This is a genomic window from Paenibacillus sp. GYB003 (assembly GCF_036577625.1).
Classification (GTDB): domain Bacteria; phylum Bacillota; class Bacilli; order Paenibacillales; family NBRC-103111; genus Paenibacillus_AB.
On record NZ_JARBDC010000088.1, the window covers coordinates 221,049 to 244,418 of the forward strand.

Below are 23,370 nucleotides of genomic sequence, written 5' to 3' on the forward strand. Positions count from 1 at the left end.
ATTTTTTGCCTTTGTTGTGCTATAATGGATACCATCCGCAAAATTCCGCGACCCCGACCGGTTTAACGCTTACTCCGCATACGCCGGGATGACGGGAAAACGTAAAGCTAGTGGAGGTCGATCATGCAGCTGGACGATCAATCGCGCGAATGGTTTACGTACGAAAATCCGTTTCTGTCGCTACGCGTGTTTCCGCTCGCCTTCGAACGGTACGACGCCGTCGAATTCGGGGCGTGGCATTATCACCCCGCGATCGAGGTTATCGCCGTTTCGGAAGGTACGCTGACCATGGAGACGAAGGAACGTTCGTATCGGCTGAAAGCCGGGGACGTCTGGATTTTGGGGTCCAACGAGGTTCACCGGTCGCTAAGGCAGGAGCCGACCCAATATATCGTCCTGCAATTCGACGTTCCCCGGTTTTTCGATTCGAGCACGATGCCTTATTTGAAAGCGTTTTCGGATTCGTCCGTTCCTTTAAGCCAGCTCAACTATATTTGGGAGCAAAATCGGACGGTCCGGGAAGAGACGTTCCGTTTGGTCCGGTTTATTTACGACGAGATGGCGCATAAACGAAAAGGGTTCGAACTTGCGATCAGCGGCGCGATCAAGCAATTTTTGTTTCTGGTGATACGCCACGACGTGTCGGACATGATGGGGACGAAGCCTTCTTCGGAGCTGAACCGTCTGCGGCCCGCCCTCGATTATATCGAAAGCCATCTGGGCGAAAACATCGTCTTGGCGGACGTCAGCCGGCTGGTCAACTTCAATTATCATTACTTTATGAAGTTTTTCAAAAAAACGATGGGCATGTCCTTCACGGAGTATATTCAGCTTAAACGGATCCGCAAAGCGGAAACGCTGCTGCTGACGGAGCCGCTCAGCGTGACGGAAATCAGCGGACTCGTCGGCTTCGACAATCCCGCGCAGTTTTACAAGCTGTTCAAGCGGTACAACGGAAACACGCCCAAAGCGTTTATCAAGCAAATGAACGCGAGAAGCTATGGCTCGTCCGTGTAACGGGCTTCGGTTTGCCCGGCCCGCAACCGGCGCGCAGCAAAAAAAGCCGTCTCCGCAGCGGATGCGAAGACGGCTCTTTTTCGGGCCGGCGAACGGGTCGCGCGGCCTCTTTTTGCGCATTAATCGAACCATTGCAGACGCTTGTTCAACGCGCCTCTCGGTACCATGAAGCCTTGCGCGCGCTTGAAATATACGGGAGCGCCGCGTACGACGGTAAGCGCCTTGTAGTAGTCGATGTACGGGAAGCCGTACGTTTCCCCGCGGGCGAACGCGTAGACGCCGAGCGCCTTGATCCACGCCTCGAACGCCTCCTCCGGAATGTCGACGAACACTTCCGGCACGAACTCGTGCATATCTTCCCAGTTTTCCGAGTAATATATTTTTTTCGCGTAATGGCTCGGCAGGTCGCGCTCGATCGTTTTCAGCGCCGCATAGAAATGCGCGTCCTCGACGATTTTGTGCGTGTTCGCATGGTCTTTATGAATGCTGTTTTTCCAGTGCGTAATGATGATGTCCGGCTTCAGCTCGCGGATAATGTCGGCCACTTCGTACTTGATCTGGTCGTTGACCGGAATTTCCGCGTCCTTGTACTGCAAGTAGCGAACGTCGGCGCCGAGAATGTCCGCCGCCTTGTACGATTCCTCGATTTTTTGCTTCGCGTATTCGTCCGGGCTCAGCCGCGGATGGCCTTTCTCGCCCGGCGACAAATGCAGAAACGTCGCTTTGTGGCCCGCCTGCGTATATTTCGCGATCGTCGCTCCGGCCGTCAGCTCCTGGTCGCCCGCGTGCGCGCTGATCGCCAAAATGTGATGCTTTTGTTGTTCCGACATGTGTAACGTTCTCCCTTCATCACCTATAGCCGTGCGTAACGAAACGGGGACGACTCAGTTTTCGAAGCTTTTTTTGCAGACGTGGAACCGGCGCGTAATTTCGAAGCCGAGCTTCTTGTACAAATGCCCGGCGGTCGTCGTTTCGCCCGTCCACAAAAACCAGGCGCCGTGCAGCCCTTGCGCCCGCATGTTCGTCAAGCAGTCGTGCAGCAAAATTTTGCCGAGCCCTTTGCCCTGCTGCGACGGATCGACGCCGAACGGTCCGAACCGCTCCGCGACTCCCTCATAGCCGGCGTGCATGCAAAAGCCGACGAGCCTGCCGTTTTCGCGGGCGACATGGATCGCCGAAAGCGGCAGTCCGCGCAATACGCCTTCGCGAATCGCGCGCCCCCAGTCGGGGTTGAACACGTCGCCGGCAAACCGGATCACGTCCACGAGATCGCGGTCCTGCGCCAGCCCGAACGCGTACCCTTCCGCTTCGCGCGCGCGCTTCAGCGCTTTGACGTCGTCCGGCATCGAGTACCGGACGAGCGAATAGTCCATCGCGACCGGCGAGTACAGCCGGGCAAAGCCGTGCTTCAGCAAAAACGCGTACCCTTCCGGGTAGCTTTCCTCGTCGACGCCCGGAACGAAATAGTTCGGAGCGTAGGAGGAGAAAAAGACGTGCTTCCGGCCGTGGCGGATCAAAAAGTCGAACGCCTCGCGCACGAGCCGGGAGCCGATCCCTTGCCGGCGTTTGTCCGGCGCCACGGCGAAAGCCGTAATCCAGCCGTTGTCCGGCTCCAGCTCCGTTCCGACCATCGGCAGCAGCCGTCTTACGCTGTAAACGAAGCCGACAAGCCGCTCGCCTTCGAACGCGAGACGCAGCCCTTCCGGATCGAAGTTCGCATCGAGCAGCACCATGTTGCGGAAACGAAGCGGCGTAATCGGATCGTGATGCAGGCAGTCGTTCCACAGCTCCACGATCGCCTTCTCGTCGCCTGACGCGTAATGCCGGTAAACGACCTCGGTCATTTGAATCTCTCCCTGCCTTTTTAACGTTACATGCACATCGTCGAATGTCTTCGGTCAAATGCCTTATTTATTCGTACAGCAAATACGGTTCGCGGGTTTTGGCCCACTCGGCCGCTTCCTTGTCCCATTCGTCCGCGATTTTCTCGCCGGCTCCCGGCTCGTGCAGCGTCTGCGGGACAACGTCGCTCCCGGTCAGCAGCTGGATGAACGACTTCGAGCCTTCTTTAAACGGCGGCAGCCAAGCGAAATGGTCCGGGTGCATCTTCTGCACCTGCTCGACCAGGTACAGCCCGGTGCGCACCGGCTGATACGTCTTCGGATCGGTCACATACACCTGAATCCCGCTGCATATCGCGCCTTGATGCTTGGAAAACATCGGCGTGAAATAGACCGGATGGAACACGACTCCCGGCAGGCCGCGCTTGTTCATCGCCTCGGCGACCCGCTTGCCGTTCAGCCACGGCGCTCCGATCTGCTCGAACGGACGCGTCGTCCCTCTCCCTTCGGACAGGTTCGTTCCTTCGAACAGGCATGTGCCGGCATAAACGCGCGCCGTATCCATCGTCGGCATGTTCGGGGACAGCATCGTCCACGGAAGCCCCGTTTGCGGAAACTCCATGTCCCGCGTCCAGCCTTCCAGCGGCACGACCTGCAAATTGCAGTTCATCCCCGACTGGTCGTTAACGAGCCGGGCGAATTCGCCGATCGTCAGTCCGGTGCGGAACGGGATTTTCCAGCCGCCGACCATCGATTGGAACCCTTCGCGCAGCAGGCCGCCTTCGACCTGCAGGCCGCCGAGCGGGTTCGGCCGATCGAGCACGATCAGCTCTTTGCCGGCTTTCGCGCACGCCTGCATCGTATAAATCAGCGTAGTCAAATACGTAAAAAAGCGAACGCCCAAATCTTGGAAGTCGAACACGATGGCGTCGAGCGGTTCGAGCATGTCCGGCGTCGGCGCCCGATGTTTGCCGTACAGGCTGTAAACGGTAATGCCGAGTTCCGGGTCGACCTCATCCTCGAACAAGACTCCCGCCTGCCGTTCCCCGCGAATGCCGTGCTCGCAGGCGAACATGGCGGTCAGCTTCCCCGCGCTCTGGCTGGCGCACACGTCGATCGTGGAGCGGAAATCTCTCGTAATGCCGGTATGATTCGTAAGCAAGCCGAAGCGCTTGCCGTCCAGGTACTGCGCCGCGGAGCGGGCCAGCCGGTCGGCTCCGGAGAAAACAGGCTGCCGATTCGATCGTTCCAATTGAGTGTTCCTCCATTCGATTCCGATATTCGTTTGCGACGTTTCCGTCGGCGTACAGCCCCATTATAGCACTACGAAACATTATTTCAACAAAAATAAGTTCATATAAAATAATATTTTAGAGGCTGCCTTTCCTTTATTCGGAAAAGGCGATGAAGGCCAACGCTTCGAAACCGCCGCCCCTATAGTGCGCCTTCGAGCACTATCCGGCCGAAGTCGGCGCCGTCACGGGCGGATTACGCTCTTTGGCGCACTATCCGCCCGAACCGCCGTTCTAATTTTTCCGCACGGACTCCCCGATCTTCTCCATATCGCCGAGCACGTTGCGGCTCCGCTTCAAATATTGGACGGCTTCCTCGTAATTGGAGCTGGCGACGCCGAGATACAGGATGTCGATCAAATTCAGCTGCGCGATGCGGGACGCCATCGCCCCGCTGCGAATTTCGTTTTCCGTCGACGCGATATGCAGCGGGATCGAAGCAACGCCGCTCAGCGTCGTATGGCCGTACTTCGTTATGCCGATCGTCGTCGCCCCGGCTTCGTTGGCGTAAATCAAGCTTTGGATGACCGGCTTCGTCTCCCCGGAATAGGAGATGCCGACCGCCACGTCGTCCGCTCGCGCGGTAACCGCGGCCGTCAACTGCACCGTCGGATCGGCGAACGTGAACGACGGCTTGTTGATGCGCAGAAACTTTTGCTGGGCGTCCTGGGCGATCAAGTTCGAAGCGCCGGTGCCGTAGAAAAAAATGCGGCTCGCCTTGCTCAGCGCCTCGACCGCCCGCTGCAGATGGTCCATGTCCAAAATTTTCATCGTATCGCGGATCGACTGCATGTTGTTGTACGACACGTTCTGCACGATCGTCGCGATCGGGTCGTTCGGACGAAATTCGCGGTACTCGTAGCTTTCTTTCGACTGCAGGTCGCCGATCACTTTCATTTTCAGCTCCGGGTAGCCCTTCAGCCCGAGCGACTTGCACAGACGGATGATGGCCGCCTGGCTGCCGCCGCTCCGCTCCGCCAAATCGGCGACGGACATATGCGCCACCTGTTCCGGATGCGCCAAAATATAATCGGCGATAATACGCTCGGATGGCGTAATATGCCCTACCATTTCCCGTAACCGAACCAATCCGCCGTTCAATTGCGATTCCACCCTTTGCCGGTTGCCGGCCGTCCTACTCGAGCCATTGGAGCCGCTTGTTCAGACCGCCCTTCGGCACCATGAACCCTTGCGCCCGCTTGAAATAGACCGGCGCCCCGCGGACGACCGTCAACGCTTTGTAATAGTCGATATAAGGGAAGCCGTACGTTTCCCCGCGCGCGAACGCATATACGCTCAGCGCTTCGATCCACGCCTCGAACGCTTCCTCCGGAATGTCCACGAACACCTCCGGCACGAACTCGTGCATGTCCTCCCAGTTTTCCGAGAAGTACACTTTGCGCGCGTAATGCGCCGGCAGCTCGCGCTCGATCGTCTTGAGCGCCGCGTAGAAGTGCGCGTCCTCGACGATTTTGTGCGTGTTCGCGTGGTCTTTGTGAATGCTGTTTTTCCAGTGCGTAATGATGATATCCGGCTTCAGCTCGCGAATGACGTCGGCCACCTCGTACTTGATCTGCTCGTCGACCGGAATTTCCGCGTCCTTGTACTGCAAATAGCGGACGTCCGCGCCGAGAATTTCCGCCGCCTTGTACGATTCCTCGATCTTTTGCTTCGCATAGTCGTCCGGGCTTAGCCGCGGATGGCCTTTCTCCCCGGGCGTCAAATGAAGAAACGTCGCCTTGTGGCCCGCCTGCGTATATTTCGCGATCGTCGCTCCGGCCGTCAGCTCCTGATCGCCCGCGTGCGCGCTGATCGCCAAAATATGATGTTTCGCTTGTTCGCTCATAGCCAAGCTCTCCTTTTCAATTGTATCCGTTTCAAGATGCGCCATACAACGCTATTCCTTCAGCCCCGAGTTCATCATGCCGCGCACGTAATATTTCTGGAGGAAAATGAACACGAGCAAAATCGGGACCGTGCTGATGACGAGCGCCGCATTGACGAGCGGCTGCGTCATGTTCGAATCGAGATGCGATTTCAGCTGCTGAATGCCGACCGGCAGCGTCGCCAAATCTTTGTTGACCGTATACATCAGAAGCGACCAGATGAACTCGTTCCAGCTGCCGATAAATTCGAATATCGCCAGCGTCGACAGCGCGGGAACCGTCATCGGCAGGATGAGCTGGAAAAAGATGCGCAGCTCGGAAGCCCCGTCGATGCGCGCCGCTTCGATATACGCGTCGTTGATCGTCATGATGAACTGGCGCATCAAAAAAATGCCGAACGCGCTGACCGTAAACGGCAGTATAAGCGCGAGCGTATATTTCGCCATCCCGCCGTCGCCGCCTTCGCCCATCCAGTCGTTGCCGCCGACGAACGGGAAATGGACCATAATGTAGAAGTTCGGGATCAGAAACAAAAACGCCGGAAACATCATCGTCGCCAAAATGAAGCGGAATATCGTCTTCTGTCCGCGAAACCGCAGCTTCGTCAGCGCATAGCCGGCCAGCGAGCTCGTGAGCAGCACGATCGCCGTCGTCACGACGGACTTGATCAAGCTGTTTTTGAACAGCAGGCCGAGCTTCAGCTGCTCGAACGCCGTCTCGTAGTTGCTCGTCTCGAACGTTTCGGGAAGCAGCGAATAGGTAAGCCGATTGTAGTCCGCCGGCCCCTTGAAGGAGGAAAAAATCATTTCGAGAAACGGAAATACCATCATGATGCTCCCGATAATGATGACCGTGTACGAAAACCATGGAAATTTTTTCGGTTTCATCAGTAGCTTTCCACCCCTCCCCGGCGAAATACGGTCAATTGCACGATCGTGACGATAAAGACGCAGATGAACAGCACGAACGCCATCGCGCTCGCCGTCCCCCAGTTGCCGTACGAGAACGCCTGATTGTACATTTCCAGCCCGCCGACGTTCGTCGAATTGCCCGGCCCGCCGTTTTTCGTCATGACGAGCGACAGCGTGAACGATTGCAGCCCGCCGATAAACGACGTGATCAGTACGAACAAAATCGACGGCTTCAGCAGCGGCAGCGTAATTTTCGTGAAAATCGCCGTCAGTCCGGCGCCTTCGAGCGTCGCCGCTTCATAGTAATCGTCGGATATCGCCTTCAGCCCCGCCGTCAAAATCAGCACCGAGCTGCCGATGCCGAGCCAGCCGCCGACGACGATGATCGAAGCGAGAGCCGTGTTCGGGTCGTCGAGAAATTTGATCGACGAAACGCCGAGCTTGTTCAAAATCGCGTTGATCAGCCCGTTCGTCGGATTGTACAAGTACAGCCAGACGTTCCCGATGGCGACGACGGTCGTTACGGTCGGCAAAAAATAGAGCGTCCGCCAAAAGCCTTCGAACCTCAGGCGCGTGATCATGTAGGCCACGATCAGGGCGATGACGAACGACATGGCGACCGTGCCGAAGGCGAAGACGAACGTATTTTTGATGATCGGGTTCAAGAACGTCGACCCGTCCGCGAACAGCGCCTTGTAGTTTTTGAGGCCGACCCATTCGATCAGCGTCAAATCGAAGCCGCCCCATTCGGTGAAGCTCAGAAACAACGAGAAGCAAAGCGGCACAAGGAAAAAGATCGCGTAAAACACGACGACCGGCGATAAAAACAGCCAGCCGAGCACTCCTTGGCCGCGGTTTAATTTGCCGTTACCGCTCATGCCAAACCTCCATTCCGTTCTGCCCGCCCGTTTCGTCCGGAAGCCGTTTTGCGCGGTCCCGAGCCGCTCCGCTTGGCGGCAAAACGCCATTACATGGAAAACCTCATGCTATTCGGGGAAAGTTATCGCTTTGGATCGATTTAGATGGAAAACCGCACGGCAATATGGCCCGGGACCGGCATTTCCTAAGCTTTCGTCCGGATTAGAGGGAGGTTTTCCGGTTCAATGTGTTACGTCTCTTCCATGACGCTTTTTAAAGGGAGCTTTTCCCGGCAATGCGCCGCCCCCCAAGCGATTCGAAAAACGGCGGGGCCGGGTTCGCCGGCCCGCCAGTCGCTTATCGGAGCTCCGCAGCCGTCCTCGCTCGCGGTCAGTCCGCGCCGAGCTTCGCCTGAATGTCTTTTTGCGCCGCCTGCACGGCCGCTTCCGGCGTCGTTTGCCCGGTCCACGTGCTCTCGATCTGCTTGAACAGGATGTCCTGGATTTCCGTTCCGGCGGCCGGATTCGGCTCGGGCAGCGCATAGTTCAGCGCGTCGACGAACGTTTTCAGAACGGCGTCTCCGGCCAGCTTGTCTTTGATCGGCTTCGCGTCCAGGTCGGCTTTGCGGGTCGACAGCGAGTTGAACGCGTCGAGCAGGAAGCCGCCTTCCGGCGTCAAGCCGTCTTTGACCGATACGGTGTTGAACCATTTGAGAAATTCCCAGGCTTCCTTCTGATGCTTCGACTTGTTGTTGACGCCCCACATCCACGTGTAGGCGATCGATCCTTTCTTCGTGCCGTCCGGGGACGGAAGCGGCGCCGTGCCGATATTTTTGTACGCGTCCTTCATCGTGCCGGCCAGCGAACCGGCGTACCAGCCCGCCTGGATCGTCATCGCCGTCTGCTCGGCCGGGAACGTTTTGCTTACGCTGAACGAAACGTCGGCGAGCCCGTCTTTGTAAAACTTGGCGGCGTATTCCATCGTCTTTTTGCCGGCGTCGGAGTCGAGCTGCGCTTTTTTCAAATCGTCGCTGATCAGCTGCCCGCCCGCCGTCGCCATCAGCGACATGAACGGCTGGTCGACGATCGACGCGTAGCCGCGCACGAAGCCGAACCCTTGCTGCGTAATTTTGCCGGAGGCGTCTTTTTTCGTCAGCGCCTTGGCCATGTTGTACATTTCATCCCACGTTTTCGGCGGGTTGTCGAAGCCGGCCTCCTTCAGCAGCCGCTTGTTGTAAAACAGCGCGTAGGCGTTCACCTCGGTCGGGAAGCCGTACACTTTGCCGCCGATCGAGGCGCCTTTGACGGACGCTTCCGGATAGTTTTTCTTGATGTCGTCGACGACGTCGGCCGGCGGCTCGGCGAGCACTTTGTTTTTCGTGAGCTGGCCGCCCCACAGCGAGTAGACGTGCATAATGTCGGCGACCTGCCCGGCGGTTTGCTTCGCCTGGATCGTTTTCAGCAGCTCGCCGAAATCGACCGGCTCCAGCTTCACCTGGATGTCCGGATGGTCTTTGTTCCACATGTCCACGTACGGCTTCAGCTTCTCTTCCTGCGCGCCGGCGTAATGGGACAGCAGGGTGAGCGTGACCGGCTCTTTTTTGCCGCCGTCGCCGCCTTCCGCATTGTTTTTGCTCGAGCCGCAGGCGGTCAAACCGACGGCCAGCGCCGAAATGGCGGCCAAGCTTACTGCGCGAGTTGCCTTTTTGCTAATCATGAATGAGACCTCCCGTAACTGTTTGTTGTATCATTCCAAGCTGCCGGCCAAACGCCGCTCGGGCATGCCGGTCGCTTTTCCTGCCTGCGCGTTCGCGCCGATGCCGCGACGCCGTGTCGCCGATTCATTCGATACCGCTTTCATCCCGAAAAGGCTTTGGTTCGAACCGATCGCAGCCTGCCGCTGCTGAAATTGTTTCAGAAAACGCTTTCAGACGTCTTTTACGTCCTCGGCCGGCATCGTACCGGGCGTTTTCGTTTCGCTATCGCATTCCGGCGCCACGGCACCATTATAGCACCGTAAAATTTAATTTCAAGAAAAATATTAATTCATAAAAATTTATTTTACAAACATGGCGTCATCGTTTATAGTTTAAGAAACCGCGCCAAGCGAACGGGCGTCATCGGGCGCATCCCCGCCGCTTGCGGGATCCGAACTGTTGCGGTGCCGAATAGAGTCTGTCCGTCGGTCGCTTGACGCCGTCGGGTGGCTCGAAATCGAACTTTCGCCCATCGACGTACCCGAGAGAAAACTTGTGGAGGAAGCTTTATGCAACGTTCTTTGGAGCATCTTGTTACGGAACGGCAAAACGAACGCACGCGCCATATCGACCAAGCGTCGACGGCCGGCATTCTTGAAATGATGAACGACGAAGACCAACTGATCGCCTCGGCCGTCCGGAAAGCGATTCCGGACATCGCCAAGGCGGTCGACGCGATCGTCGCCCGCTTCCGTCTGGGCGGCCGGCTGTTTTATGTCGGGGCCGGCACGAGCGGCCGGCTCGGCATCCTGGATGCGTCCGAATGTCCGCCGACGTTCGGAACGGATCCGGATATGGTGCAGGGCCTCATCGCCGGAGGCGATACGGCGATACGCCGGGCCGTCGAAGGCGCGGAGGACAACGAGGCGCTCGGCGCGGAGGACATCGCCGGCCGCGGCGTCGGCAAGCACGACGTCGTCGTCGGCATCGCCGCCAGCGGGCGGACGCCGTACGTGATCGGGGCGATGAAGCGGGCCAAGGAGGCCGGAGCCGCGGTCGTCTGCGTCTGCAACAACGCCGAATCGGCGATGAGCCGACACGCCGACATCGCGATCGAAGTCGTCGTCGGCCCGGAAGCGGTGCTCGGCTCTACCCGGCTGAAGGCGGGCACGGCGCAAAAAATGGTGCTGAACATGCTTACGACCGCCTCGTTCATTCAGATGGGCAAAGTATACGGCAATCTGATGGTCGATTTGCGGGCGACGAATTACAAGCTCGTGCGCCGGGCGAAGCATATGATCCGTCTCGCCACGGGCGCATCGGACGAAGCGGTGGAGCGCGCCTTCCGGGCGACCGGCGGCGACGTCAAAACGGCGACGGTCATGATCGCCACCGGCTCCTCCTGCGAGCGGGCGCGCGAGCTGCTGCGGAAATCCGGGGGATTCGTCCGGAAAGCGATCGAAATCGGCCAGTCCGCGAACTATGCGGACAAATCGGGAACGTAATATCCAAGCCGACACACGGCTATTTTCCGGCAATGCAATGCGAAGCTTCGTTCGGGAGAAGCGACAGTCGCCGGCTTCGGCTTCCGCCTCCGTATCGGGGATAGCGGAACCGCATTCCTTTATTTGGCAAAATCAGCTTGGTACAAGCGGCTTAGCGGAACGAAAATCCGTTATTCGGCAAGTAGCAAAACGAATCCCGTCGTTTCGCCCAAAATAACGGAACGCAATACCTTTATTTTCGGAAATGCCGGGAAATAAGCGGCATATCGGAACGCGGTTCCGTTAACGCCAAAGCGCCATCCTCGCCAAGCTCGCCAAGTCAACCGTCCGGCCGCCGGACGGTTTTTTCGTATGCCAAACCCGGGATTGGCGAAGCATGTCCCAAACGATTAGATTGATCGGAGTTGTTGTGAAAGGGCCGGCGAATGGCATCTATAATAGGGGGAGAAGGATGTGGTTGCGATCGAATCCGTTCGAACGACCGAACAGGAACGAATCGAAGACGAGGAGATGGCCGAAAGAGCACGCTCGGGCGATACGGAAGCGTTCGGGCAGCTGATCCGAAAACATCGGGAGCGGGCGTTCGGCTGGGCGCGTTCGATGTCCGGGGACGAAGCTCTTGCGGAAGATATCGTCCAGGAAGCTTTGGTGAAAGCATTTTTGCATATGGGCCGGCTGGTGGAGCCGAACCGCTTCCTCGGCTGGCTCCGGCAAATCGTCCAAAACGAAGCGAACATGAAGCTGCGCCGCGGAGGGCCGTATCGCCGGGAAAGGCCGCTTTCCAGCTTTTCGGTCGCGGGAGTCGATGCGGAAAACGGCGAATCCGACGAGCGCGTGCTTGAACGATTGCCGGACCGAATCGGCGAAACCGCAGCTGACGGGCCGAACGAACACGATCCGATGCGGCGATTTATGCGCAACGAATCGACCCGCTTCATCCGTTCGCTGCTCCACTGCTTGAACGAACGGGAACGGGGCATGTTCGAAGCTTACTTCTGGATGCAATGCTCCGCGGAGGAAGTCGCCGCCTTGTACCGGACGACGCCCGGAAGCGTTCATACGTACCTGCATCGCTCTAAAAAGAAGTTGCGGCAGGCCGTGTACCGGGAGCGAATCGGCCAGAGCAATCCGGACGCGGAATTCGCCTCGCCGAGGAAACGGTCGGTCTCGATCGCGACCGGGCGGCCGGATGCGGGCCTTACGTTCGTCGACCGGATCGCCAAGCTGCTGCGAAGCCGCGGCGAGCGCGCATCGACGGCCGATGCCGCGGGAAGAAGCGGACATGCGTTCCGGCTCAAGCTGTCCCGGAAAACGACGTATGCCGACGGCGTATTCGTTTTCGACTGGATGCGGGACATTACCGATCTGATCGCTCCTTACGGGTACGATCCGATGTTCCTGACCGGCCCGCTGGAAGGCAGCCCGTTGCCGCTGCATGCGGTATCCATGCGGTTCGGCGTCGTTCGCGCGGACGAGGAAGCGGTGTTGTCCCTTCGTTCGCGGCTCCGTCGACTCGGGAAGCCCGGTGCTGTTTTTCGATACATACGCCCGGAAGCCTTGCGTGCACGAATGGAATTTGATTTACGCATACGACGATGCGGAGCAGACCGTAGAAGTAACCGACACCTCCCCGCCTTACCGGAAAACGTTAAGCTATGCCCAGCTGGCCGCCTCGCCGCTTCGCTTCCTTTGCGCGGTGAAAAAGACGAACCGGCCCGCGCAGCCCGACGATCCGCTGCGGTCGCTAAAGTCCGTCATCCGCTATATGCGCGAAGGGGACGGGACGTTTCAGCAAACGATGTATACGTCCTATGTTTCGGGGCTCCGGGCTTACGACGCCTGGATTCGGCATCTGCGGGAAGGGCCGCGCGTCGCCAACGGCTACGGCCATCGTTACATGGCTTACGCTTATTCCGGCGCAAGATCGTTCGCCGGACCTTATATTCGCTCGCTGGTTGTCGAAAGGTTCGCGGAAGGGCCGATCGGACTCGCCGCTTCGTTGTTCGGGCAACCGGCCGGCCGGCTTTCGGAAGTGAGCCGCCTGTGCCCGCTGCACGGCGAATCGGAGTGGAACGAGGAAGCGATAGAGGCGTCGATCGGGCTGCTCGGGTAAGCCCGGCAAGCCGAGGAGCGCGCATTGGCCCATCTGGAGGAGGCGGTTCGGATGATGGAAATGAAATCGATACGACAAGAGGAGACAAAACGATGAGCGAAACGATCGAGTTAACGATAGTCACCCAAGCGAACGGCGATAGTTTGAAGGCGCTATCGGCAAGGCGGAATCGTTCGAAGCCGGCACGGGGAACATCCGGATCCGGATCGAGCAGGCGAACGGCAATTTCGAGGTGCTGAACCGAATCCGAAGCGGCGAACCGGGCGATCTGATCCATTTATCGGAAAGCGTGTTCGCGCCATATTTGCGTCAAGGGCATATTATCGACCTGATGCCGTTTTTGCGGGAAGATTCGCGCTTGTCCGCGGACGATTTTTATAAGGGAGCGCTGGAAGGGCCTTCGGTCGACGGCAAACTGGCGGCGCTGCCGGTTGACATGCAGGTGCCTCTGAACTTTTATCGCAAACGGGCGTTCGAGGAAGCGGGGATCGCCGAGCCGGCGAACGACTGGACGTTCGGGCAGTTTTTGGAGACGGCGGCCCGGCTGACGAACGAGAAGCGATACGGGTTTCGCCTTGGGATCGATCTCGAGTGGTTCGAGCCGTTCGTCAAACGAAGCGGCGGCGCCTATTTGTCGGCCGACGGCGCAACCGCGAAAGGATATGCCGACAGCGAAGCGACGGCCGAAGCGCTTCGGCGCATCGTCGACTGGTTCCGGGTTCATCGTATCGTTCCCCGCTCCGTCGAAGGAGGCGGCTTTGGCGAAACGTTCGCCATGGCGTTCGATTTTTCGTGGTGCCTTCCTTATGTCCTGCGGCACCATGCGGACGAGTACGGCGTCGTCGGCCTGCCCCGAACCGCGGAAGGCGCCGATACCAATATGGTGTATATGGGCGGGTACGGTATTTCCGCCGCGTGCAAACATCCCGAACTCGCATGGCTGCTGCTCAAGGAGCTGTCCGCGCCGGAAACGGGCGGCCCGCTCAGCCTGTTGCCTGCCACCAAGCCGATCGCCCGCCGGCTCCGCAAAACGGATCACCCCGTCTGGGGGCAAGCGCTCGCGGAGCTCGACAAAGCGTCGAAAAGCGCGTTTTACGTCAGCCGGAAGTGGAACGCCAACCGGCAAATTTTCAATCAGGATCTCGTGAGATGGATCGATGAAGGCGCCGACGTCAAAGCTTCGCTGAAGCGATGGGCGGAGCTGACGGGCTGAATCGCCGGATCGGGGGGCGGAATAAAGCGGCGCGCTTTGTTTCCGCCCGGCTCCGCCCCGGCCTATTCGTCCGTCCGGGCCGCGGCGGTACCCCCGCCCGTCGGAACGATGGCGCCGAACCGTTCCAGACGCTCGCGCAGCAGCCCGACCGGCACGTCCCGCACCGAGCAGTTCCGTTCGGCGGCGATCGCCGCCGCCATGCCGGCCGCCTGTCCGGTCGCCATGCAGCTCGCCTGGACGCGAAACGCCGAATTCGCCATCCGGTCCCCGGATACGCAGCGGCCGGCAACGAGCAGATCGTCGCTTCCTTTCGGAATTAACGCCCGGTACGGCAGCGTCGGCACGATGCCGGGCTCGATCATTTTTTGCTCGATATGGTAGCCGCTGTGGTGATGCAGATCGATCGGGTAAAAGCTGTAGCATACCGCATCCGGCCATACGTAGCCGGAAAGGTACGACCGCTCGTCGACTTCCGTCTCCCCTTCGATGCGCCACGTCTCGCGTATGCCGCATTCGTTCGCGAAGTAACGGACCTCGAGCCGCTCGCATCCCGGCACCCGGCGCAGCATCGCGAACGTGTCCAGCAAATGCCGCCGCGCCTTCACTTCCGCGGCCGTTCTCGTCTCCGAATCCGAACCGTCGATGTCCTGGACGTGCATGTTGATCCGTCCGGCCTTCAAATCGTTGTACAGGCCGAAGCGGCTGCGGACCGCTCCCCCGTTCCGGAGCGCCTCCTCGTACAGCCGGTTCAGCTCGCCTTGATCGACCGCGGCCGGATCGTAGCCGCCGATATCGTTGATCAGCGTCCCCGGCTGAAGCCGCTCGCCTTTTTTCCGCGCGTATCCCATCATGCCCGCCACGTCGGCGTCGCCCGTCGCATCGATCAGCTTGCTCGTCTTGAACCATTTCAAGCCCGACTTGCCGACGACCGCGACATAAACGCCGTCTTTGCCCTTCAGGACGGCAGCGGGCATTTCGTGCAGCCGCAGGCGTACGCCCGCTTCGAGGCAAAGCCGGTCCAATACGGCGCTGTAAATAAACCGGTTCACCAAAATTTGATGCATCCAATGCTTCGGCGGGACGACGGAGAAATCCGGCAGCTCCGCTCCGCCCAGCTCCGCGGTCCGTTCGACGATTTCCCAGCCGATGCCGCGAATGACCTGCTTCCCCCAGGCGTGAAACAAGCCGGGGAAATTGACCGAGGCTACGATCGTCGTGCCGCCGAGAACGCCGTTTTTCTCCACGAGAGCCGTTCGCATGCCGGCACGGGCCGCCTGAATGGCCGCCGTGCATCCCGCCGATCCGCCGCCGAACACCATGATGTCGTATTCGCCCCGAACTTCGTTTCCCGCCGGCAGCGGGATCGCCGCAGGCCGCCCTCCTCCTGGCCCGCCGCTCATTTGCGCACCGCCTCTTCCAACGCTTTGTTCGCCTGCTCCTCGCTCACCCGCAGCGCCGTGTTCAAATCCATCACGCCTCTCATGACTTTGGCCAAATTCGCCGCCAGCGGCGTCAGCACCAACCCTTCGTTCGCGGAACGCGCCATCGGGGCGGCCGGCTTGTTCGCATACAGCGCTTCGACGATTTGCTTATCCTTAAACGCGGTGTCCTGCGCGTACGCATCCCGGACCGCCTTCGTTTTGACGACGGGAATGAACCCTTTCCGCGACAGCTGCATCTGGAATTCGTCCGACACCAAAAAATGCAACACTTCCATCCCTTGATCCTTATACTTGCTCGAGCTCGTAACAAACAGGCCGTTCGGGTAAGGCTGCGAGCCTACGCCGGGCAAATCGCCGAAAACCGGCAGGCTGACGATGCCCCAGTCGAACGTGCCGAAGTCCGGCTGCAGCTGCAAATAAAAATTCATGACGAACATGGCCAAATGTTTGTCTTTCATGAAATTGTCGTTGGTGATCGATTTGTTCGACGCGATTAAATAGTGGCGGTACCCGTCCGCCTCGGTCGGCTCGAGAATCGTCTTGCCGACGAGCTTGCGGTAGGCGTCGGAATCGATCGCCGCCTTGCCCGTCGTTTCGCTAACGAACGGCAGCGAATACGGATTCATCGTCAGCATGTGATTGACGGAAACGCCGAGGCCGAGATACTGGACGCCCCCGTCGAAGCGGGTCAACCGTTTGCCGAGCGCGATCGCTTCATCCCACGTCATGCCGTTCTTCGGGTATTCGACGCCGAATTTATCGAAAATGTCCTTGTTGTAATAAAGCACGAGCCCGCCGTCGTGCAGCGGGAAGCCGTACAGCTTCCCTTTGTCGCTGAGCGCATCGAACACAGGCTTTTCGAACCGGCTGGCATCGATTTGATGCGACTTCATGAGCGGAGCCAAATCGAAGTTCAGCCCGTTGTCGATAATATTGGTGCGCATGCCGCCGAGCGAATCGTGGACGAGATCGACCGTCTGTCCCGCCGCGATATGATTTTGCAGCGTATTTTTGGCCGACCCCTGGATGTAGGTGAATTTGTAGTTCGGAAACTTCTGCTTAAGCGCGTTCCCGAATCGTTCGTTCCATACTTCCTCCGTATTGCCGACCGCCCCGAAAATCACGAGCTCCGCCGGCTCGTCCGCGTACGATTTCGGCGAAACGCCCGGCGCCGGCGGTTCTTCCTTGTCGTTCGCCGCTCCGCAAGCCGCGGCCAGCAAGGCGACAGCCACGCCTATCCCCGTTACGATCGGTATTCGTTTGGTCGTTCCCATTCAAGCGCTCCCCTTTTCTTTTTCGGGTCCAAGCAGGCCTGCTTCCCATGTTTATTGTAGGAGAAAACGCTTTACTTCCTCCATGCACTTTTGTAAGCTAAACCATATACAAAAAATCGCCGCCCGGCGCTGCAAGGTTCTTCCGGCCGTTGCGGCAGTTCGGCCGCTCCGGAAGAGGAACGCGGCTCGGGATATATCGTGGATCGCCGTCATGCGGCGCCACGCCGCAATCGGCGATGAACGGGCGGGATCGTTGTACCGACAAGCAGACGGGGAGAGGTGCGGATGTCTTTTCCTTTATGCGGACATATACCGCGGTTGACGTATTTTCGGCACGTCGTCCGGCGCGAGCAATTTTTTCAATTCGAAAGCGTACAAAGCGAATGGCTCGTCTTTGCGGTGGAAGACGGGTCGTTTTATTATGAAATCGGAGACCGGAGCGCGACCGCTACGTTCGGCGATCTCGTGTTTTGTCCGCCGGGCGTCGCCTTTCGCCGCGTCGTCATTTCGCCGGTTACTTTGTTCGTTCTCCGCATGGGCTGGACGGACGATCTGGGAAACGAGCTCGATCCGCTCCGCCTGAGCCGCCTTCCGGTCGGCAAGGTGAGCCTGCGCAATACGGAGAAGCTGCTGGACGATTACGCCGCGATGAAGCGCCACAACTTCCTTGACGAGCGTTGGAGCATGGTCGGGCGAAATCATTATTTGCACCATATTTGGCTGATGTACTGCGAACAGGCGGAACAGCTGCCGACCGACGAAGCGGACCGGTCGTCCGATCCGTTCATCCGCAAAGCGACCAAGCTGATCGAGGAGCATGCGTTCGAGCGGTTCAGCCTGAATGCGATAGCCGTCTCCCTCGGCGTCAGCCGCATGCAGCTGTGCCAAAAGTTCCAGGCCGAGCTCGGAACGACCCCGATCAAATACGCGACCGCCCTCCGGCTCGAAAAAGCGAAGAAGCTGCTCGCCGAAACGAATTTGACGCTGGATCAAATATCCGAATGCTGCGGCTACCAGAACGGATTTTATTTAAGCCGAGTGTTCAAAAACAATTGCGGCATGACTCCGAAGCAGTACCGGCTGGAGCATCGGCTGTAACGAACCGGAAGTTTCCCGGCAAAACGGCTCGCATGGGGCAACGGGGTACCATTTTGCAGGAGGTTTTCACGGTAATCCAGGCTAAGCTCCGCTCGGCCCCTGCGGGGCCATCGCCAATGCGGGGCTGCGGCGGTCCGACTGCGAACGCAGCCGAGCGCCCGCTTTTCCGCACAAAGCCAAACAGCCATCCTCTCCGGACGGCTGCGTGAATCGACGGGCTACTTCGCGCCCGCCGCCTTGATCGCTTGATCGGCGGCGTTTTCGGCGTCCCGCAATATCGTGTTAATGTCCTTGCCTCCGGCAGCTAGATCTTTTACCGCCTGGTAGAGCACGGAAGACGCTTTGCCGTCGTGTTTGCTCGGTTTATGCGGGAGAACCGGCTTCGATTTGAATACGGCTTGAATGTTTTTGCCTTTGAAGGCGTCGTGCGCCGCCGCGAAATCGGTTTGCCATTCCGGCTTGTTCAAGACGGACACCCGTCCCTGCCTGATGAGATCGAGCTGCACTTCGTCGGAAGACGTCACAACCTGCATGACCTTTTGCTCGACAGCATCAAAATATGCGCATCGGTTTCCCGGCCTTTGCCGGCGGAACCTTCGAAGTTGGGCAATTGCGCCAAATCCCAGTTGATTCCCGACGCCTCCCGGACCTGATTGACCACCATGTCGAGCCAAGGCGTATACATGGCCATGTTCCGGTCCTTCGTAAACCCGTTGATGCCGTAGCTGTATTTGCCGTTCTGCACATAACCCGGAATCGCGAACAGATCGCCGTACAATCGCAATATTTGGGCCCACTGGTCGTTCTGGAGCGTCGGCTTGCCGCTGGCGGGATCGACAAGAGACAGACCCAATCCGGAGCCGATCGCCGTAATGTTGTACGGGTCCAGACCGATAGAGGATGGGAATGGGGATTTGGAACGGGAAGAGAACGGGAAAACGACGAAATGGAAAAGCGACTCGATCGAAACGAACTTGACACGAGTCCTGCGGCTTCCGGACACGGTTATACTTGAGCGGCGTATACAGAACCGTTAGCGGCATGACCCCGGAGCGGTATTTGCCGAAGCGCGGAACAATTACCGTGAAAACCTCCAGCTAAATGATTGCGGTTCACTCGCTTCGGCCGCTTAACGGGAAAACCTCCCGCTATTTTTGCCGAAACCGCGTTTTTCACTGCTGCAGCCCCGAATTACCGGGAGGATTTCCCGCTAGAACGGATCCAATGCCCGATACGAGACGAAATAGCGGGAGGATTTCCCGCCGGTAAGAAGAGTCGGACTACAGATAAGATCCACGCCCGGAACACCGCGAACATACCGGATTGCAGTACCGCTTGCTTGTGCAGAAATCAAAGTTACTCAACAGTCTCAAAAATTCCGGTTGCTGCGCGGACGATTCGGTTACAGGCGGCCGTTTCCCTTCCTAAATGCGCAGCCGAAAAAAACGACCTGACCTTATACGGGCCAGATCGTGTTTTCCGGCATCCGGGCTTGCCGCCGCCATTTGTACCGGCCGCCTCCGCCTTCGCCTTCGCCTTCAGCCTTGCAGTTTCCGGTCCGGGTCCGTGCACCCGTCCCTTTACCGCTCTCCGGCGCGGCAGATCGACAGCTCGGCGATGACCGGCTCGCCGTCGCTCTCCGTGATTTCCAGCTCGATTCCCCGCACTTGGACCGGCGGGATGCGCACGATCGCTTTGTGCCCGATATTCCGGCCTTCGTATACCGGAAACGTCCGGCGCGATTTGGCCGTCACGATCGACAAGGTGAACCGCCGGACGCTCTCGCCCTCCGTCAAATCTTCGCCGAGCACGATGCAGTCGATCAGCTGCGGCTCCTTCGCCTCGTACGTCCATTTGCCGCCGCCCGAACGCTTGCAATCGGCGATCGTCGCGAGCGGACGGCCGTAGCGCCGCCGTATTTCCGCGCCGAATTCCAGCAGACGCCCGGCGTCGATGTCCGGCAGCAGCCCTCTCCGGTCCGGCCCGATATTGAGCAGCAAATTCGCGCCGCGTCCGACCGAATGCTCGTACAGCCCCATCAGCTCGTCGACGCTTTTGAGCGTATCGGCGTCGCTGTCGCTGTAAAACCAGTTGGCCCGCATTTGCACGTCGCATTCGGCGGGCAGCCACAGCCGGTCCCCCAGCTTCTCCTTGTCGTCCGTCAAGATCGAGAAGCTCGTCGAATCGACGACGTTCCAGCACGGCACCGGGGCAATCCCGTCCTCGTTGCCGACCCAGCGGAAATCCGGGTCGCCCATATTGAAGATGAGAATGTTCGGCTGAAGCCGCCGGATTTCGCCGATAATGCGCGGCCAGTCGTATTCGTGGTTTTCGGAGCCGCAGCCGTCGAACCATAAAATGTCGATGTCGCCGTACTGCGTCAGCAATTCGGTAATTTGACCGACAAAATAGTCGTCGTACGCCTTCGCATCCTGGCTGTAAAAATCGGCCGAGCCGTCGTACGGCGAATAATACAGGCCGGGCTTGACGCCGTATTTGCGGCATGCCTCGACGAATTCCCGGATCACGTCGCCCTTCCCGTCTTTCCATGGGCTGCGGGCTACCGAGAATGTCGAGTACCGGGTCGGCCAGTTGGAAAATCCGTCGTGATGCTTCGCGGTCAGCACCGCGTAATTCATTCCCGCTTCCTTCGCCGTGCGAATCCACTGCCCGCAATCGAGTGCGGCCGGGTTGAAGGCGGACGGCGTCATCGGCCGTTTGTCGAAATCGACGTACCCTTCGTAAAACGTACGCAGCCCGAAGTGGAGAAACAGGCCGAATTCCCAGCTCTGATAAGCGAGCTGCTTCGGAGTCGGCTTCAGTCGTTTGGCATTGGCGGCCGTCATCGGCATGCCCTCCCGTATATACGAAATTTTACGCGGGATATACCCGGTAGCTTACGCCGGGCGCCGCGGCGAAACGAACGAGCCCGTCGCCTTCGGCGGCGATCGCGCCCGGCTCCCCGTCCGCGCGGACCGTTATCGGCCGGTCGGTCCGGATCGCGCATTCGCCGCCGCGCTCCGAACGAATGACGGCGGCGGTCAGCCGGCCGGCCGCCCATTCGATGTCGACCTCGAAGCCGCCTCTCGCCCGCAGGCCGCGGACGGCTCCGCCCGGCCACGCCTTCGGCAGGGCGGGCAGCAGCCGCAGCTCGCCGCCGTGCGACTGCAGCAGCATTTCCGCGATCGCCGCCGTTCCGCCGAAGTTGGCGTCGATTTGGAACGGCGGATGGTCGCCGAACAAATTCGGATGCACCGCATGGTTCAGCAGCGCGTACAAGTTGTCGTACGCTTTGTCCGCCTCCTCGAGCCGGGCCCAGAAGTTGATGATCCACGCGCGGCTCCACCCCGTATGGCCGCCTCCGTTCGCGAGCCGCCGCTCCAGCGTAACCCGGGACGCCTCGGCGAGCTCGGGCGTGCCGCGCAGCGTAATTTGCTCCCCGGGATGGAGCGCGAACAAATGCGAGATGTGGCGGTGGCCCGGCTCGGGCTCGTCGTAGTCGACCGCCCACTCCATAAGCTGCCCGTGCTTGCCGATCGACGGCTTCGGCAGTTTGGCGATCGCCGCCTCCAGCTTGCCGCGGAACGCCTCGTCCGTCCCGAGCAGCCGGGACGCCTCGATGCAGCCGCCGAACAAGGCGTACACGATCTGGCTGTCCATCGAAGGCCCGACGCACAGGCAGCCGGTGTTGCCGTTCGGCAGCAAATACCGGTTTTCCGGCGACAGCGACGGCGCCGTAACGAGCCGGCCTTCGCCGTCCTCGACCAAAAAGTCGAGGAAAAATTCGGCGGCCTCCTTCATGATCGGGTAGGCGCGCTCGGCCAAAAAATCGAGAGACAATCCGAACCGGTAATGCTCCCAGGCGTGCAGAGCGAGCCAGGCTCCCCCGGTAGGCCAAAAGACGGCCGGGACGTAGGCGCCTTGAATGGCGGTGTCCGCCCACAGGTCGGTCGCGTGATGCGCGACGAAGCCCCCCGCGCCGTATACGATTCTCGCCGTCTCGCGCCCGTTCTCCCGCAGCCGGTCGAGCAGATCGAACACCGGCCCGTGGCATTCGGCGAGATTCGTCGTCTCGGCCGGCCAATAGTTCATCTGCAAATTAATGTTGATATGGTAGTCGGCTTCCCACGGCGGCGTATGGCTGTCGCTCCAGATGCCCTGCAAATTGGCCGGAAGCGTGCCGGGACGGGAGCTGGCCATCAGCAAATACCGTCCGTAATGGAAAAACAGCGCCTCGAGGCCGATGTCGCGCTCGCCGCCGCGCACCCGGTTCAGCCGCTCGTCGGTAGGCGCGGAAGACGCCGGTTCGCGGTCCGGGGCGTCCAGCGTGAGCCGGACCCGGTCGAACAAGCTCCGGTGCTCCGCCGCATGCCGGTCGCGCAGCGCCGCATAGCCGAGCCGGGCCGCTTCTTCCGCCTGCTTCGCGGCGACGGCGGCCGGATCCGCATGACGGAACGACGTTTGCGCGGTTACGATCAGTGTAACGGCGTCCGCTTCCTCCACGGATAGGTAGCTTCCGACGACTTTCGCCCGGCCGCCCTCGCACTCCGCCCGCAGGACGGAGCTGTACGTAATTCCGTCCGCGCCGCACGTTCCGGTCATCGAAATCGCGGCCGGACCGACTCGCGCGATGTCCCCTTCGAACGGTCGGCGGCTGAGCTGGGCGCTGAACGTGAGACGGCCCGGAGCGTCGGCCGTCAGCCGGACGACGATCGCCTGATCCGCCGCGCTGGCGAACGATTCGCGGCGGTACGTTACGCCGCCGCAGCCGTAGCGTACGGTCGCGATCCCGTCCGCCAAATCGAGCTCGCGCTCGTAATCGGCCACCGCCCGCTTCCCGTGATCGAACAGCAGCTTCAAGTCGCCGAGCGGCTGATACGGCGAAAAATGCTGCGGCAGCGACGTCATCGCCATTAAGGCGAGACGCTCCGCTTCCTGCGGTTTGCCTTCGAACAGCAGCCGGCGCACTTCGGCGAGATGGGAAAGCGCTTCCGGATTGTCGCGCTTGCGCGGCCCTCCGTACCAGATCGAGTCCTCGTTCATCTGGATTCGCTCGGCTTCGACGCCGCCGAATATCATGCCGCCAAGGCGGCCGTTGCCGATCGGCAGCGCTTCCACCCACCGCTTGGCGGGCTGCTTATAATACAGTTTCGTTTCCGCGCCGTTCATGACCGTTCAACTCCTTTTGTGGTAAGGTTACCGGTAACCTTACTGTAATCGCACT

19 protein-coding genes and 1 pseudogene are annotated in these 23,370 nt (G+C 59.6%); 6 read left to right on the forward strand and 14 right to left on the reverse strand.

Going from position 1 to position 23,370, the window contains the following annotated elements; genetic code table 11:
- The first annotated feature begins 123 nt into the window (after positions 1–123).
- Positions 124–1,017, forward strand: coding sequence for an AraC family transcriptional regulator (locus PV407_RS28530; RefSeq protein ID WP_332093400.1), 894 nt, complete (start codon positions 124–126; stop codon positions 1,015–1,017).
- 119 nt (positions 1,018–1,136) lie between these two features.
- On the opposite strand, the gene PV407_RS28535 is transcribed toward PV407_RS28530, so the two are convergent.
- The 8 genes from PV407_RS28535 to PV407_RS28570 all read right to left on the reverse strand — a co-directional run bounded on the left by PV407_RS28535 (position 1,137) and on the right by PV407_RS28570 (position 9,521).
- Complete coding sequence (locus PV407_RS28535; protein ID WP_332093401.1) at positions 1,137–1,847, reverse strand: PIG-L deacetylase family protein; 711 nt, start codon at positions 1,845–1,847, stop codon at positions 1,137–1,139.
- Between the two features lie 54 nt (positions 1,848–1,901).
- Positions 1,902–2,861 carry a GNAT family N-acetyltransferase gene (locus PV407_RS28540; RefSeq protein ID WP_332093402.1) on the reverse strand — a complete coding sequence of 320 codons (960 nt, stop codon included), beginning with the start codon at positions 2,859–2,861 and terminating at the stop codon, positions 1,902–1,904.
- Positions 2,862–2,928: 67 nt separating this feature from the next.
- Entirely contained in the window at positions 2,929–4,110 is a 1,182-nt protein-coding gene (locus tag PV407_RS28545) for an exo-beta-N-acetylmuramidase NamZ family protein (RefSeq protein ID WP_332093403.1), read from the reverse strand.
- A 274-nt stretch (positions 4,111–4,384) separates the two neighbouring features.
- Positions 4,385–5,251, reverse strand: coding sequence for a MurR/RpiR family transcriptional regulator (locus PV407_RS28550; RefSeq protein WP_332093404.1), 867 nt, complete (start codon positions 5,249–5,251; stop codon positions 4,385–4,387).
- Between the two features lie 34 nt (positions 5,252–5,285).
- A complete protein-coding gene (locus PV407_RS28555) occupies positions 5,286–5,996 on the reverse strand; it encodes a PIG-L deacetylase family protein (RefSeq protein WP_332093405.1) in 711 nt (236 codons plus the stop codon).
- Between the two features lie 51 nt (positions 5,997–6,047).
- On the reverse strand, positions 6,048–6,923 hold the full coding sequence (locus PV407_RS28560) for a carbohydrate ABC transporter permease (RefSeq protein ID WP_332093406.1): 876 nt from the start codon (positions 6,921–6,923) through the stop codon (positions 6,048–6,050).
- A complete protein-coding gene (locus tag PV407_RS28565; protein WP_332093407.1) occupies positions 6,923–7,825 on the reverse strand; it encodes a carbohydrate ABC transporter permease in 903 nt (300 codons plus the stop codon). Before PV407_RS28565 ends, PV407_RS28560 begins: the two co-directional genes overlap by 1 nt.
- 370 nt (positions 7,826–8,195) lie before the next feature.
- A complete protein-coding gene (locus PV407_RS28570; protein ID WP_332093408.1) occupies positions 8,196–9,521 on the reverse strand; it encodes an ABC transporter substrate-binding protein in 1,326 nt (441 codons plus the stop codon).
- A gap of 549 nt (positions 9,522–10,070) precedes the next feature.
- Here PV407_RS28570 and murQ point away from each other — a divergent pair.
- The 4 genes and pseudogenes from murQ (at position 10,071) to PV407_RS28590 (ending at position 14,332) form a co-directional block, all read left to right on the forward strand.
- Complete coding sequence (gene murQ / locus PV407_RS28575; protein ID WP_332093409.1) at positions 10,071–11,006, forward strand: N-acetylmuramic acid 6-phosphate etherase; 936 nt, start codon at positions 10,071–10,073, stop codon at positions 11,004–11,006.
- Positions 11,007–11,606: 600 nt separating this feature from the next.
- Positions 11,607–12,044, forward strand: a pseudogene (locus tag PV407_RS29710) (RNA polymerase sigma factor); the annotation flags it as partial.
- A 523-nt stretch (positions 12,045–12,567) separates the two neighbouring features.
- Positions 12,568–13,119, forward strand: coding sequence for a hypothetical protein (locus PV407_RS28585; protein WP_332093411.1), 552 nt, complete (start codon positions 12,568–12,570; stop codon positions 13,117–13,119).
- Positions 13,120–13,273: 154 nt separating this feature from the next.
- Positions 13,274–14,332, forward strand: a complete 1,059-nt coding sequence (locus tag PV407_RS28590) for an ABC transporter substrate-binding protein (protein WP_332093450.1) — start codon at positions 13,274–13,276, stop codon at positions 14,330–14,332.
- Between the two features lie 62 nt (positions 14,333–14,394).
- On the opposite strand, the gene PV407_RS28595 is transcribed toward PV407_RS28590, so the two are convergent.
- Entirely contained in the window at positions 14,395–15,732 is a 1,338-nt protein-coding gene (locus tag PV407_RS28595) for an FAD-dependent oxidoreductase (RefSeq protein ID WP_332093412.1), read from the reverse strand.
- Complete coding sequence (locus PV407_RS28600; protein WP_332093413.1) at positions 15,729–17,048, reverse strand: ABC transporter substrate-binding protein; 1,320 nt, start codon at positions 17,046–17,048, stop codon at positions 15,729–15,731. The genes PV407_RS28595 and PV407_RS28600 overlap by 4 nt, the downstream gene beginning before the upstream one ends.
- Positions 17,049–17,333: 285 nt before the next feature.
- On the opposite strand from PV407_RS28600, the gene PV407_RS28605 reads away from it, so the two are divergent.
- Positions 17,334–18,146: an AraC family transcriptional regulator gene (locus PV407_RS28605; protein WP_332093415.1), complete on the forward strand. Its 813-nt coding sequence runs from the start codon at positions 17,334–17,336 to the stop codon at positions 18,144–18,146.
- Between the two features lie 218 nt (positions 18,147–18,364).
- On the opposite strand, the gene PV407_RS28610 is transcribed toward PV407_RS28605, so the two are convergent.
- From PV407_RS28610 to PV407_RS28625, 4 genes are all read right to left on the reverse strand, one after another.
- Positions 18,365–18,679, reverse strand: a complete 315-nt coding sequence (locus PV407_RS28610; RefSeq protein WP_332093416.1) for a hypothetical protein — start codon at positions 18,677–18,679, stop codon at positions 18,365–18,367.
- Positions 18,667–18,999 carry a hypothetical protein gene (locus tag PV407_RS28615; protein ID WP_332093417.1) on the reverse strand — a complete coding sequence of 111 codons (333 nt, stop codon included), beginning with the start codon at positions 18,997–18,999 and terminating at the stop codon, positions 18,667–18,669. Before PV407_RS28615 ends, PV407_RS28610 begins: the two co-directional genes overlap by 13 nt.
- A gap of 727 nt (positions 19,000–19,726) precedes the next feature.
- Positions 19,727–20,992 (reverse strand): alpha-L-fucosidase, encoded by a 1,266-nt coding sequence (locus PV407_RS28620; protein WP_332093418.1) that lies wholly within the window; start codon positions 20,990–20,992, stop codon positions 19,727–19,729.
- Positions 20,993–21,020: 28 nt separating this feature from the next.
- Entirely contained in the window at positions 21,021–23,315 is a 2,295-nt protein-coding gene (locus tag PV407_RS28625; RefSeq protein WP_332093419.1) for a glycoside hydrolase family 95 protein, read from the reverse strand.
- Positions 23,316–23,370 lie beyond the last annotated feature (55 nt).